This is a genomic window from Flavobacterium plantiphilum (assembly GCF_046000495.1).
In the GTDB taxonomy this organism is placed as follows: Bacteria; Bacteroidota; Bacteroidia; order Flavobacteriales; family Flavobacteriaceae; genus Flavobacterium; species Flavobacterium plantiphilum.
The window spans coordinates 88277-103592 of sequence record NZ_JBELQA010000004.1 but is presented as its reverse complement, the minus strand read 5'-3'; the positions used below and the strand labels follow the sequence as shown (position 1 = coordinate 103592).

Below are 15316 nucleotides of genomic sequence, written 5' to 3'. Positions count from 1 at the left end.
GTTGTTATAATCAAACTGAAAAATCTTTGAATTATTTTCAAAAAAAAGACCCAACATAAGTTGAGTCTCTTTTATATAAATAGATAACAGTTTAGTTTTCTTTATGCTTTTCTTCAATTTCTTTTTTATCATCCACTGAAATACAGTCTACTAATACAGGAGTAGCTACAAATAATGAAGAATACGTTCCTACAACAATACCCACAAGCATTGCAAAGATAAATCCTCTGATTGATTCTCCTCCAAAGACAAACATGATTAACAATACTAATATCATTGTCAATGAAGTATTGATAGTTCTTGACATTGTTGAATTAATAGATTTATTTACAATTTCAGAAAAATTCCCTTTTGTTTTTCCATCCAAGAATTCACGAACCCTGTCAAATACAATTACAGTATCATTCATAGAGTATCCAATAACGGTAAGTATTGCTGCAATAAAGTGCTGGTCAATTTCCATACCGAAAGGCATAAATTTATAGCATAATGAATAGATACCTAATACAAAGATAACGTCATGCGCTACCGCTGCAATAGCTCCTAAACCATATTGCCATTTTCTGAAACTAATTAACAGATACAAGAACACAATAAACATTGCTCCCAATACTGCCCAGTATGCATTCGCTTTGATATCCTCAGCAACTGTTGGTCCTACTTTAGACGCCTGAAGAATACCTACTTTTTTACCATCATAAGCATTAACAAACTTCTCATAAGTGATGTCTGATGCATAATAATGTTTTAAAGTTTCAAATAAAACTTTATTTACTTCCTCATCAGCTTTAGTACCATGCTCTTCTACTTTATATTTAGTAGTAATCTTTAACTGATTGTCGTTACCAAAGATTTTCACCTCAGCACTACCATCAAAAACCTGAGCTAATTCTCCTTTTACAACTTCAGTTTCAACTGGTTTTTCAAAACGAACCTGGAATGTTCTTCCTCCAACAAAATCTACTCCCTGATCTAAACCATTTGTCGCAAGTGAAAATACACTAACAACAATTACGATTGCAGAAAAGATATAAGTGATTTTCTTAACTTTTAAGAAATCAAAATGGAAATTAGTGAAGAAATTTTTAGAAAAATTAGTTACAAAAGATAAATCTGCTTTCTTAACAATGTTCTTATCAATAAAAATTCTCGCAATAAAAATAGATGTAAACAACGACGTTACAATACCTATTAATAAGGTTGTAGCAAATCCTTTAATAGGTCCTGAACCAAAAATAAATAATACAGCACCAATTAAAATATGCGTTACGTTAGCATCTACAATTGAACGCATAGCTCCAGTCCAGCTGTATGAAATTTTAACTGCTTCATCCAGCGATTTTCCTTCGCGCAATTCTTCTTTTGCCCTTTCGTATATAATAATGTTGGCATCAACTGCAGTACCCATCGTTAATACGATACCGGCAATACCAGGCAAAGTCAATACAGCTCCTAAACTTGCTAAAATTCCGAATAAGAATAATAAGTTAACTGCCAAAGCAATATTTGCATACCAACCGGCTTTTCCATAATAAACTAACATCCATAAAGATACTAATAACAATCCTACAATAGCGGATGTTGTACCATTATCAATAGCTTCCTGACCTAAAGATGGCCCTACCACTTCAGACTGAACAATATCAGCAGCAGCAGGTAATTTACCGGCTCTTAAAACATTCGCTAAATCTGTTGATTCATCTATAGTGAAAGATCCTGAAATTTCCGATCTCCCTCCTGCGATAGGTCCGCTGGAAACACCCGGAGCTGAATAAACAACATTATCTAAAACAATAGCAATATTTGTTTTTTGAGTATACGCTCTACCTGTTAATTCTTCCCATGTTTTAGCTCCCTGACCACTCATTTCTATAGAAACAGATGGTTTTCCTAATTGATCAAAAGTTGCATTAGCACCAGTTACAACTCCTCCACTCATTGAAGCAACATTATCTCTGTTTCCTCTTAGAGCATATAAAGCTACAGTTTCAACTTCTTTATCTTTAGCATCCTTAGATTTTTCAATAATCCCCCATACAAATTTAACATAACGTAATTCTGCAGGTAATAAATTTTTGATTTCCGGTCTCTTAAAATAACCGTTGATAACTGCTGTATCTTTAGGAGAAAAAAGACCTAAAACCGGTCCTCCGCCCTGACCAACCATTTTGTCTAATAAAGGATTATTTCCTTTTTTAGCAGCAGCAGAATCTTTAACATCTGTTAATAAAGCACTCAATGAATCCTTAACTACAGGCTTTGCCTCAGTAGTACTTACTTCAGTTTTTTTCAAAGCTTCATTCGCAGCCATTAAAAAGTTACCAACTTCTTCAATTTTATACGTTTCCCAAAACTCTAACTGAGCAGTACTTTGTAATAACTTTTTAATTCTGTCCACATCTTTCGCACCCGGAAGTTCTACAAGAATTCTTCCTGATTCTCCTAATTTTTGAATATTTGGTTGTGTTACACCAAATTTATCAATACGCTTTCTTAATACGCCAAAAGCACTTTCTACCGACTCGTCAACTTTTCTTCTGATAACTTTTTTAACTTCTGCATCAGACATTTGAAAATCAACACCACCTTCACCCTGCAAACTTCTGTTAGCAAAAATATCAGGAGAAGCTAATTTTACTGTTCCTTTAGAATTTGCATCAAAAGCATCAAAAAATTTATCCAAATAAGGCTTGTTTCCTTCTAAATCAGCCGTAGCATCAGCTAATGATTTATTAAAAACCGGATTTTTTGAGTTATTAGATAAACCTTTCAGGATATCTTTAACCGAAATCTGAAGAATCACATTGATTCCTCCTTCTAAGTCAAGTCCTTTATTAATTTGCTTGTCACTTACTTCATTGTAGGTAAAGTCTGTAAAGCCCAGGTTAAATACTTTTTCTTTCCCAATAGAGTCCAGATACCTAAGTTCTTTCTCAGAGTTACCATTAGCAAAAGTTTTCGCATCATTTTTTATATTATTTGCGACAAAAGTGAATGAAAGTTGGTAAATACTTACCAATGCAAATAGAATTGCGAAAAATTTAATAAGTCCTTTATTCTGCATTATTACTAAAAATTAATTATTTTAAATTTATTATTTTGTGTTAAGCCTTCATAAACAAAGACTTAAATAGCATCTATTCCCGAAAATTAAAACAGAATCTACTAAATCTTTTTTTAAACCGAGCAAATATATAATTCTGGTTAAGATTAACCAATTTATTTATTAATTAATCTCAAAAAAAAGACTGCAAAATTGCAGTCTTCACTTTATATGTGAAAAAATGTTAAGCTAAAATGCTTTTCAAGGCTTCATTCATGGTTCGAACAGCATCGGCACTTTTTGCAAACAAGGCTTTTTCATTATCATTTAATTGGATATCGATTATCTCTTCTACCCCATTTTTACCTATAATACAAGGCACTCCTATACAAATATCATTCTGACCATATTCTCCTTCAACGTAAACAGAACAAGCAATCATTCTTTTCTGATCATTCAAAATACTATCAACCAAAAAAGCTACTGAAGCTCCGGGCGCATACCATGCTGATGTTCCTAAAAGTCCAGTCAAAGTTGCCCCGCCCACCATAGTATCAGCAGCAACTTTTTTCAATACTTCTTCTGAAAGAAATTGAGAAACCGGTATTCCATTATAAGAAGCCAAACGCGTCAAAGGAATCATAGTTGTATCGCCATGACCCCCTATAACCATTCCTGAGATATCATTTGCCGGTTTATCTAAAGCAAGAGAAAGATAAGTTCTAAAACGGGAACTATCTAAAATTCCCCCCATACCTATAATTCTGTTCTTAGGCAAACCAGTTGATTTCAATGCTAAATAAGTCATTGTATCCATTGGATTCGAAACCATCACAATAATAGTATCAGGAGAATATTTTAAAATATTTTCTACAACAGATTTAACAATACCTGCATTAATACCAATTAATTCTTCACGAGTCATCCCTGGTTTTCTGGGAATCCCGGAAGTAACCACTACCACATCACTGTCAGCAGTTTTAGAATAATCATTAGTAACTCCTATCACCCGGGTATTAAATCCTGTATCAGTAGCACACTGCATAATATCCAAAGCTTTCCCTTCGGCAAAACCTTCTTTGATATCTAACAATACTACTTCACTAGCTATTCCTCGATAAGAAATAACATCTGCACAGGTTGCTCCAACATTTCCTGCTCCTACAATAGTAACTTTCATATTTTAACGTTTATCGGTTATTTAAAAATTGGTTAACTCCTGCTAATCTACAATTTATTGCTTAAATTCACCACCCAATAAACTATTTTTTATGCGTCAATATTAGCATAAACAGCATTTTTCTCGATAAATTCTCTTCGTGGCGGTACTTCATCTCCCATTAACATAGAAAAAACACGATCTGCTTCTGCTAAACTCTCAATAGTTACCTGACGTAAGGTTCTGAAATTAGGATCCATTGTAGTTTCCCACAATTGTTCTGCATTCATTTCCCCAAGACCTTTATAACGCTGAATAGCGGCACTTCCTCCCATTCTTTCGTTAGCCTGATCACGTTGAACATCAGTCCATGCATATTCTTTTTTGTTTCCTTTTTTAACTAAGTATAAAGGCGGAGCAGCAATATACACATGTCCTTCTTCAATTAATTCTTTCATAAAACGGAAGAAGAATGTCAAAATCAAAGTAGAAATGTGGCTTCCATCAACATCGGCATCACACATAATAATTACTTTATGGTAACGCAATTTAGATATATTCAAAGCTTTACTGTCTTCTTCAGTTCCAACCGTCACTCCAAGTGCTGTAAATATATTTCGAATCTCTTCGTTTTCAAAAACCTTGTGATGCATCGCTTTTTCTACATTCAGAATCTTACCTCTCAAAGGCAAAATAGCCTGAAAATTACGGTCACGACCTTGTTTAGCAGTTCCGCCTGCCGAATCTCCCTCGACAAGATACACCTCACATTTTGCCGGATCCTGTTCAGAACAATCTGATAATTTTCCTGGCAATCCACCACCACCCATAACGGTTTTACGCTGTACCATCTCACGCGCTTTCTTAGCTGCATGACGGGCCTGAGCCGCAAGAATTACTTTTTGAACAATGATTTTAGCATCATTTGGATTTTCTTCCAAATAAGTTTCTACCATTTCACTTACCGCCTGACTTACAGGAGACACAACTTCTCTGTTCCCAAGTTTGGTTTTAGTTTGTCCTTCAAATTGTGGCTCTGCAACTTTCACCGAAATAATTGCTGTCAATCCCTCACGGAAATCATCTCCGGCAATATCAAATTTCAACTTATCTAACATTCCGGAAGCATCCGCATATTTCTTAAGTGAACGGGTCAATCCCATTCTGAAACCTTGCAAATGTGTTCCCCCTTCATGCGTATTGATATTATTTACATAAGAAAAGATATTCTCAGAATAACTGGTATTGTAAATCAAAGCTACCTCAACCGGAATTTCCGCATTTTGATTATCCATTGAAATCACATGCCCAATAATTGGCTCACGGTTTCCATCTAAATAACGGATATACTCTTTCAATCCTTCTTGCGAATGAAAAATCTCCCCTACTGGTTCTCCTTTTTCATCCAATTCTCTTTTATCACAAAAATGAATTGTAATTCCTTTATTTAAAAATGCCAGCTCACGCATACGCGCCGACAAAGTATCGTAAGAATAATCTGTAGTTTGTGTAAAAATAGTCGGATCCGGATAAAAAGTAACAATGGTTCCTCTTTTATTGGTATCTCCAATTTGTTTTACCGGATACAATGCTTTACCTCTCTCATACTCCTGTTGGTAAATTTTACCATCACTACTATGAACGGTAGCCGTTAAATGGGTAGACAAAGCGTTCACACAAGAAACTCCAACTCCGTGTAAACCTCCGGAAACCTTATAGGAATCTTTATCAAATTTACCTCCGGCACCAATTTTAGTCATTACAACTTCCAATGCTGAAACTCCTTCTTTTTTATGAATTCCAACCGGAATACCACGACCATTATCTTCTACAGTAATAGAACCATCTTCATTAATTGAAACACTAATCGTGTCACAATGACCTCCCATCGCCTCATCAATGGAGTTATCTACAACCTCATAAACTAAATGGTGAAGTCCACGAACTCCTACATCTCCTATATACATGGAAGGACGCATTCTTACGTGCTCCATTCCCTCTAATGCCTGAATACTATCTGCTGAATAATTTCCTTTATTGATTTCTTCGCTCATATAATTTATTCTAAAAATGTAATTTTTTGTCTAACACGCAAATATATAAAAACGCAATTTATATACCGTTAAAAATAACCTTTTAAGCTCTTAAGTTATCAACAAAAAATGTCAATTTCACAGGATAAATCAGAAAAGAAGCTGTTTTATTTAAACGATTCAGAAACTTGAAAATTCTAGCAACAGTTTGTACTTTTGCACTATGAATGATAATTTTATAAATGAGTTTTTCGGAATCGGAATTCAAAACGGCAAAACACCGGAAAACCTGGGGGTTTTATGGCGATCAGCACAAAACCTGGGTGCCAGCTTTATTTTTACTATTGGTAATCGATATGCCAAACAAGCTTGCGACACCCATAACGCTGTAAAATCGATGCCTTATTTCCATTATGAAAATTTTGATGATTTTTTCAAAAACCTACCTAAAGGTGCTCGCTTAGTTGGAGTAGAATTAGATGACAGAGCCGAAGATTTAGAAACTTTTGAACATCCTAGACGCTGTGTGTATTTATTAGGCGCTGAAGACAACGGACTTTCTAAACAAGCCATTGAAAAATGCCATTCTTTAGTAAAATTCAAATCCGAAAAAAGTTTAAATGTATCCGTTGCAGGAACGATTGTACTTTATGACAGAGGACTAAATAAGCCGAGATCATAAAAAAATATAATATTCTTCAATCATCAGTTCGAGCGCAGTCGGGAACCGATAAAACATCTCGACTGCGCTCGATGAGACAACGGTATCGAACCAAAAATTCAAACCCCAAAAAAAAAAAAAAAAAAAAACGGATTTATATCTTTCGATACAAATCCGCATTTACTATTTATTTAGATTTTTAAAAATCTATTTTCTCATAATTTTCACATTCATCTCTTCTACTTTTTTATCTGACAAAGGTGACGGTGCACCAAATAATAAATCTTCGCTGGTTCCTGTTTTCGGGAAAGCCATAACTTCACGAATCGATGCTTTTTTCTCTAAAATCATCATCAAACGATCAATTCCCCAAGCAATTCCTCCGTGTGGTGGCGCTCCGTACTGGAAAGCCTTATACATCGTTCCTACGCTCTTTATCATCTCTTCTTTGTTGTAACCCATATTTCTATAAGTTGCTTCCAGAATTTCCGATTTGTGCGCACGAACCGATCCTCCACCTATTTCGTAACCATTTAAAATGATATCATATTGTTGCGCAATTATACTTCCTATTTCTTCATCTTTACCATTCATGTGTTTTTCTAAGTCATAAATAGCAGGCATTGAGAACGGATTATGTGTAAACGTCCATCTTCCTTCATCAGTCCTTTCAAACATTGGGAAATCAACCACCCAAGCCGGACGTAATTCTTTAGGATTAATCAAGTTCAGCATTCTACCCATTTCCTGACGAACCGCATCCAAAGCTTTATTAGCCGTAGCATAATCTGCCGCTGAGAAGAAAACAATATCACCTACTTGTGCATTCGTTGCTTTGATGATTCCAGCCGCAATTTCTTCACCTAAGAATTTAATAATTGGCGATTGCAAATCTTCTTCGTTCACAATAATATAAGCCAAACCTCCTAAACCATGTTGTTGTGCAACAGCAGTAAGTGTTTCAATTTGCCCTTTAGACATACGTTTATTCCCTTGCTCCTGAGCCGAAACTTTGATGCATTTTACAATTCCACCATCTTCAATTGGTTTAGAGAACACTTGGAAAGTAGTATCTTTTACAATTTCGGTAATGTCCTGCATTTTCAAACCATAACGCAAATCAGGTCGATCACAACCATAGAAATCCATGGCATCTTTATAGGTAATCACTTCAAACGGATGCAAAATCCATTTTTTACCGTATACCTTAGTCACAATTTCATTGAATAATTTGGTATTCAAATCAATAATTTGCTGCATACTGGCATAAGCCATTTCCATATCCAACTGCGTAAACTCAGGTTGACGATCTCCACGAGAATCCTCATCTCTAAAACAACGCGCTACCTGGAAATATTTCTCATAACCACTCACCATCAACATTTGCTTGAACTGTTGTGGCGCTTGTGGTAAGGTATAAAAGAAACCTGCCTGTTTGCGTGTAGGAACAATAAACTCACGAGCTCCCTCATCGGTTCCGGCACTTAAAATTGGGGTTTCTATTTCTAAAAACTCCTCTTCATCCAGAATATCACGCAATAACTTAATTACTTTATGACGATTTACGATAGCTCTTCTTACTTCCTCATTTCTGTGATCTAAGAATTTGTATTGAAAACGTGTCGCTTCATTGGTTTTAGCGGCTCTTTTGATTTCAAAAGGCAATGTTTTAGACAAGTTTAAAATCTCTAAAACCGAAGTTTCTAATTCAATTTTACCGGTACGTAATCCGGCATTGTAATCATCTTCATTACGACCAACCACAATCCCTTTTACTGAAATAACCGATTCCGGCTTCAATTTTACTAATTCATCGATATTAGGAAATGATTCTCTACTAATACGGATTTGGAAAATCTCAAAACTGGAATCACGCAAATCAATAAACATCAATTCACCGTGGTCACGAACACTCGCTACCCAACCGGACAACATTACTTCTTGTTGAATATTAGCTTCTGATATTTGCGAAATTTTATGCGTTCTGTAAGTATCTTTTATAACAATAGGAATTTCAGGAAGTGCTTCTTCTTGATTTTCTTTTGAATCAACAACCGTTTCTTTAGCCGCTTTTTCTTCAGTTGCTGCCTTTTCTAAAACTGCCGCTGCTCCTAATTTATCTAAAATAATCTGACGAATAACCTTTCCGTTGGCCCCTTTTCCAATAACACCTAAAACTTTACCAACTAAAATACCGGCTTTCCCTTGATCACCCGCTTTGATATCATTGGCAACAGCCTCATTTTCTGAAATTACTTTCGCAATCACTTCCTGAATTTTATCTTCAGAAATAGTGTTTTCTTCAAAATACTTGTTGTAATCAAAATTTTGATCTTTTAGATAACCTGCAATTGCATTTTGAACCAAAACAGCAGTGATTTTCTCTGCTTTAAACAATACAAAAATGGTTTCTAGATGCTCAATATTATGAATTTTAGCATAATCTTCTGCCTTAACATTGTTAGCCAGGGTTTTGGCAACAAAAGAAGGATCATTTATTTTGTTATTTAAAGTCACAAAAGTTCTGGAACGCAAAGCATCCGCTGTAAAAAACTTAGCATCCTGCGGCAAAACACCTCCATTAATCAAAATAGATTCCACAGCATAAGGCAAAGCACTTGTATCCACTTTAATCGCTTCAATCTCGGCCTTGATATTTACAAAAGGTAAATCCGGTTCCGAAATAAAACGGTAGTCCGCTTCAAATTCTTTTTTACGCATGGTTTTGGTCTGCTTCAAATCAGCATCCCATAACACCGTTGTTTGATCCGGTCTAAACGCTTTGTTTTCTATAAAATAATTGAATTGTTTTTCAACTTCTTCTTTCAAAGCTTCCACCATAAACTTAAATGAGTTCAGGTTTTTGATTTCCGTTCTTGGATTCAAATCAGCGCTGTCTTTTTTACGCAAAGACACCGAAACATCCGATTTGAACTCTCCTTTTTCCAAGTTCGCTTCCGAGATTCCTAAATTCTGAACAATACGCTGAATGTATTGCGCATAAGTCGAAGCATCTTCGATATTTCTAATACAAGGTTCTGTAACAATTTCGATTAACGGCACTCCAGCTTTATTGAAATCAACTAACGAAATTTTCTTTTCATGCATCAATTTGGCAGCATCTTCCTCGATATGAACCTGAGTTAAATTTACCGTAAATTGCGAACCGTCATTTCTATAACAGGAAACTTCTCCGTCTGGAATAATAGGGTTGTGGTATTGCGTAATCTGAATATTTTTTGGGTTATCCGGATATTCATAATGTTTTCTATCCCAAGAAATCACCTCATTACTAAAAGAGGAATTTACCGCTTTACCAAAATAAATTGCTTTTGTAATCGCTTCTTTATTGATAGCAGGCAAAACACCCATTTGTCCCGTACAAACCGAACAGATATTCACATTAGGTGTTTCAATTTCCTGATTGGGACAAGAACAAAACAACTTGGTTTTGGTATTCAATCGAACGTGCGTTTCCAGTCCGATTACCAATTCTAAATCGTGGGCTTTAATAGCCGCATTTAATTGCTCCAATTCCATTATAGTGTATCTTTTAAGAAGTTTGCAAATTGCAATACTAATTCATCATTATTTTTTGCCGCAGTAATCTGCAGTCCTGTTGTTGTTCCTTGTGGCACAGTGATAGTAGGCAATTGTCCTAAACTAAAACCTACCGTATAAGCATCTGACAAATACATTGCCAACGGATCCTTTAAACTATCACCAATTTTAGGTGGCGCAGCTGGTGTAACCGGTGACAAAACTACATCTACTTCCTTGAAATCTTTACTGAAATTTTCCGAAATCTGATCTCTTACTGCCAGACCTTTTAAATAAATAGCATCCGAAAATCCTTGAGATAACACTTGGTTCCCTCCTACAATTCTGCGTTTCGTTTCCTCTGAAAAATTCTCAGAACGCGTAACGGCATAAGTATCAATTAAATTCTCCCCTTCAATACGGTTACCGTAATTGGTTCCGTCCAGACGGGATAAATTCGAAGCCGTTTCCGCCATTGCCAGCGTATAGTAAGTAGAAACTAACAAATCAGATTTAAAGAAATCCAATTCTTTTACTGTGATTCCTTTGGCTTTTATTTTTTCGATACTAGCTAAGAAATCAGCTTTTACCTGAGTATCAATAGCATCACTTTCGATAAAGTTTTTAAAATAACCAATTGTTTTTACAGGTGAAGTAGCCAGTGCTTCTTCGGTAATTTCATGTGAAGCAATAGAGGTTTGATCTTTTGGATCTTTTCCACTCATGACATTCATTACAATTCGAATATCTTCAATTGATTTTGCTAATGGTCCCACACAATCTGTAGAAGACGCATACGCCATTAATCCATATCTTGAAATCCTTCCGTAAGTAGGTTTAAAACCATAAATGTGATTGTATCCTGCAGGCTGACGAATCGAACCTCCTGTATCTCCACCAATAGAAAACACCGTATAATCTTTAGCCACATTTACTGCTGAACCTCCACTGGAACCTCCTGCCACTAATTCTGGATTAACAGCATTTTTAACCGCTCCAAAAATGGTATTTTCACTCGAAGAACCGTGACCAAAACTATCACAGTTTTCTTTCACTAACGGAATTGCACCTGCATCCAATAATTTCTGAATAGCAGTAGCGGTATAAGGCGATTTATAATTTTTCAACAAATCAGAACTTGCAGTAGTATACGTTCCTTGCAACATATACACATCTTTAAGTCCAAAAGGGATTCCTTCTAATAAACCAATGGTTTCTCCGTTTGCAATTTTAGCATCTACCTTAGCTGCTAAATCTAGCGCCGTAGTATCCAGTAAAGAATTGACTGAATTATAGGTGTTTTGTTTTAGTAAGTCTAATTTTTCCTGTACTAAAGCTGTACAAGTGATTTGTTTGGTCACCAATTGCTGGTGTATTTTTTTTATCTGTGAATCCATTTTATCCTTCTATAACTTTAGCAACCACTAAAAATCCATTTTTCTTGTTTGGGAAATTTTCTAAGATGAGTTGTTTTTCTATTTCCGAACTCTCTATCACAACATCTTCCCTTAAATCACTTACAGACACACAATTATGATTGACATTATTCAAGGAATTATTATTTGTTGGAACTGCATTTTTAATCACATCAAATAATTGGTTCACGCTCTCGGAAGGCTGTGCTCCTTTAATACTCGACAAAATGTCGACTGTCATTATTTTACTCATAATTTTGTTAGGTTTTAAAGTCAAACTTTTAAGATCGCGAATTTACGAAAGTTTTTTTTAGGGAATTCGATTTTTTTAAATGAATTCGAGAGTACAAGAAGCACAGTTTGTTCTAAATCACAGAATCTATTCCACACTCTCAATCAAATACTTTGTTCCATTAATCTCAAAAGTAAAACCCACGGAATTCCCCATTAGTTTATTTCCTAATGGCGATTGTGGCGATAACGCAATTACATTTATTCCTTCAATATTTATTTTTGGAAGAGCCAAAGACACATACAAATAAATCCCATTGGCTTTTACCAAACTTCCTAAAGTGATGGATTTTGCACTAATTTCTGGATTTATTTTATCCAAAACTGCTTTTTGTTCTAGCACTTCTCGCAACTTTGTATTGAATTTTTCCTGTTCCAAATGCATCATCGACAAAGCCGTTTCGTGTTTATCACCTGCCGAACCTTTGGCATCGTTTTTAGAATCCTCAGTCAAAGCTGCAATCATATCCCTAAAAGCATCAATCCTGTCTTCTACCAGTCGGGAATAATACTGATGTATTTTTTGTTTAAAAGTCATTTTATTGAAGTACTCGTTTCTTAGATTACAAAGATGTTGCTTTTTTGAAGGGAACAAAAGTAAATTTAATTTATTATTACAAAAGCGGATTATTTTATCACTGGCAGAATTCTTAATGATTAGACATTTTTTTTATTTAACTTCGTAAAAGAATCATTACTAATCTTTTATTTTAAAATTATTATGAAAAAATTAAAATTTATTTCCGCACTTGCTTTTGGTTTGCTATTGCTATTAGCTACTGAGGTACAAGCTCAAAAATTTCCCGGTTTAGATAAAAGTCCAATGGATTTAGCTTTATATCCGGCAGATAATAAAATCCCAACTAAAATGGCTAAAGTAGTTTACAGCCGTCCGCAACTCAAGGGGCGTTCTTTAAGCGAACTTGCTCCTGAAGGAAAAGTATGGAGAACCGGTGCTAATGAAGCCACAGAAATTACTTTTTACAGAGATTTCAAACTAGGCTCTACCAGAATCAATTCAGGAACTTATTCCTTGTACACTATTCCGGGAAAAGATAATTACACCGTTATTATCAACAGAAGCACGAATGTGTGGGGAGCTTACAACTATAAAGCCGAAAACGATCTTGCCCGTTTGAGTGTTCCTGTTACACAAGCAGAAGAATCTCTTGAAGCGCTTTCGATGGTATTTACTCCAGCTGATAAAGGTATGGTGCTAAACATTGGATGGGATAAAACTCGTATTGCAATTCCTTTTACAGAATAATATCTTTTAACCGCAGAGAACGCTAAGTTAGCAGTAGCCAACAGCTAGTTTCAAAAAAAGGTAATAAGTTCACAAATTAAAATCTTTGTGAACTTATTGCCTTTTTTTAAACTTTGAGATTAAGTAAAAAACCTAGAAATCAAATTTAAAATTAGCTCCTACTAATACCTGAAAACCCTGAACCGGGTAGTTCATCCATTTTTGATAAGATTTCCCATTCATATTATTCAGTTTTACAAATGCCGTTAACTGAGAATTATATTTATAACCTACATGCGAATTCAAATCAAAATAGCTTCCTATTTTTGTTGGAGAAGTCACCATTAATGCATCCGATAAATTTGTTTGCATATCTTTTCTTTCTCCTACATAAAATACTTTTGCACCGGCAAACCATTTAGGCGTGATATTAAAATCGATTGACGAGTTTACCTCAACAGCCGGCAAATTCCAGGCTTCCTGCTCATTACTGTTTTTATAACTGTTAAAAGCTCCACCAATAGAAAAACTTACATTTTCTGAAAAATCTGCTTTTAAATCACCTGAAAAACGAAAAGTACGAACATCATCATACACTACCTGAAAGGAATTCCCGAAAGCATAATCTTCATTAGCAGCATTTTCAGTATAATCATTAGCTCTGTATAAAGCCTTATTTCTTTCATTGGTATAAGAACCACGCAGATTATAACTTACGCTTGAAGCTAATTTTCCTTTCAAACCTGCAAAAATATCATACTGTCTGTCTGTTGGCATAATAGCCAGAGTAGGCGACAAAAAAGGATTTTCGTTGACAAATTCCATATAAGAGTTTTGCTCTAATCCCCCTTCGGCACCAGCATAAAAAATCATTAAATCCTCTACAACCGGATAAGAAACATTAATATTTGGATAAATCAAGAACTGACTGTCATTCCCTTCATTATCCATACTGTAAAACAAGGAAGCTCCTAATTTCACATCCCATCCGTTTTCCTGAATTACAAAACTAGGCGAAATACCTAAATTAGTAAAGCCATACTTGATTGCTGCTGTATTGGTATTCAGGTAATTTTTATCGAATGATCCTCCCACATAATCCACTGTAATATCAGTTTTCACAAATTGGTTTCCCACATCAAACCGCAATGAAGGTTTTACAAAAAAACGGTTTTCCGATGAATCAAAATTATCCGAAAAATGACTAAACTTCATAGCTGCTTCTTTTAAAAAACCTTCATTAAATTCCAGTTTACCTCCTAAAGAAATACCATTATAAGTATGTTTTGAATCAATATCATCTAATAATGAGCTATCAAAATCCATAGGTAAACCGTACCAGTTGTATACTTGATTGTGATAACCTAAATCAAGATTCCAGGACATATTATCCAGGTTAGCTCCATACGTCAAATCTAAAGCAGTGTTGTAAAACCAATCGTCTAATTGAACATCGTTTATCCCGCCCTGTGAAGAAAAATGACGAAACATTCCCCCCACATAATTGTTGTTATTTAATTCCTGATTGATAAATAATTCGGCATTAAGATTACCATAGTTTCCATATCCTAAAGTAGCATAATTATTGTAAAACTTTTCTTTAGCTTCTTTGTCAACACCTTCTGCTTTTCCTTTAGCAGGTGCAAAAGTGGAGGCAACAGGAAAAGAAAAAATAGAATAATTGATGGTTTCTTTTTTTGCATTTCCGTCATCATCAAGTACAACTGATTCCTGAACCTTGGAAGCATCAGATATTGTTGGGGTATACGGTTTTACAATATTTACTTCTTCTGAACCAATACTTTTCTCTTTCTTTTGAGCAAAAGAAACTTGTAAAATCATTAGAAACAGACCTATTGTTATTTTATTTTGGAAATTGAATTTCATATTTTATTTTTTAATGTGAAGTACTTCGATCCTTCGATAAA

General features: G+C 35.0%; 10 protein-coding genes. 2 read left to right on the top strand and 8 right to left on the bottom strand.

Features of this window, described 5'->3' with window-relative positions; all coding sequences use genetic code 11:
- Nucleotides 1-91 precede the first annotated feature (91 nt).
- From secDF to gyrB, 3 genes are all read right to left on the bottom strand, one after another.
- The gene (gene secDF, locus ABS764_RS08060) at nucleotides 92-3064 is read right to left on the bottom strand and encodes a protein translocase subunit SecDF (RefSeq protein WP_408081279.1); all 2973 of its coding nucleotides are present in this window, start codon (nucleotides 3062-3064) and stop codon (nucleotides 92-94) included.
- A 223-nt stretch (nucleotides 3065-3287) separates the two neighbouring features.
- Nucleotides 3288-4223, bottom strand: coding sequence for a malate dehydrogenase (gene mdh, locus ABS764_RS08055; RefSeq protein ID WP_408081278.1), 936 nt, complete (start codon nucleotides 4221-4223; stop codon nucleotides 3288-3290).
- Between the two features lie 89 nt (nucleotides 4224-4312).
- Nucleotides 4313-6256 carry a DNA topoisomerase (ATP-hydrolyzing) subunit B gene (gene gyrB / locus ABS764_RS08050; protein WP_408081277.1) on the bottom strand — a complete coding sequence of 648 codons (1944 nt, stop codon included), beginning with the start codon at nucleotides 6254-6256 and terminating at the stop codon, nucleotides 4313-4315.
- A gap of 202 nt (nucleotides 6257-6458) precedes the next feature.
- On the opposite strand from gyrB, the gene ABS764_RS08045 reads away from it, so the two are divergent.
- Complete coding sequence (locus tag ABS764_RS08045; protein WP_408081276.1) at nucleotides 6459-6917, top strand: RNA methyltransferase; 459 nt, start codon at nucleotides 6459-6461, stop codon at nucleotides 6915-6917.
- Nucleotides 6918-7103: 186 nt separating this feature from the next.
- Here ABS764_RS08045 and gatB/aspS read toward each other — a convergent pair whose 3' ends face one another.
- The 4 genes from gatB/aspS to ABS764_RS08025 all read right to left on the bottom strand — a co-directional run bounded on the left by gatB/aspS (nucleotide 7104) and on the right by ABS764_RS08025 (nucleotide 12680).
- On the bottom strand, nucleotides 7104-10436 hold the full coding sequence (gatB/aspS, locus tag ABS764_RS08040) for a bifunctional amidotransferase subunit GatB/aspartate--tRNA ligase AspS (RefSeq protein WP_408081275.1): 3333 nt from the start codon (nucleotides 10434-10436) through the stop codon (nucleotides 7104-7106).
- Nucleotides 10436-11833 carry an amidase gene (locus ABS764_RS08035; protein WP_408081274.1) on the bottom strand — a complete coding sequence of 466 codons (1398 nt, stop codon included), beginning with the start codon at nucleotides 11831-11833 and terminating at the stop codon, nucleotides 10436-10438. The genes gatB/aspS and ABS764_RS08035 overlap by 1 nt, the downstream gene beginning before the upstream one ends.
- Nucleotide 11834: 1 nt before the next feature.
- A complete protein-coding gene (locus tag ABS764_RS08030) occupies nucleotides 11835-12092 on the bottom strand; it encodes an Asp-tRNA(Asn)/Glu-tRNA(Gln) amidotransferase subunit GatC (protein ID WP_408081273.1) in 258 nt (85 codons plus the stop codon).
- Nucleotides 12093-12230: 138 nt separating this feature from the next.
- Entirely contained in the window at nucleotides 12231-12680 is a 450-nt protein-coding gene (locus ABS764_RS08025) for a hypothetical protein (protein ID WP_408081272.1), read from the bottom strand.
- Nucleotides 12681-12863: 183 nt separating this feature from the next.
- On the opposite strand from ABS764_RS08025, the gene ABS764_RS08020 reads away from it, so the two are divergent.
- Nucleotides 12864-13409, top strand: coding sequence for a DUF2911 domain-containing protein (locus tag ABS764_RS08020; protein WP_408081271.1), 546 nt, complete (start codon nucleotides 12864-12866; stop codon nucleotides 13407-13409).
- 132 nt (nucleotides 13410-13541) lie between these two features.
- Here ABS764_RS08020 and ABS764_RS08015 read toward each other — a convergent pair whose 3' ends face one another.
- Entirely contained in the window at nucleotides 13542-15275 is a 1734-nt protein-coding gene (locus ABS764_RS08015; RefSeq protein ID WP_408081270.1) for a TonB-dependent receptor, read from the bottom strand.
- Nucleotides 15276-15316: the final 41 nt, after the last annotated feature.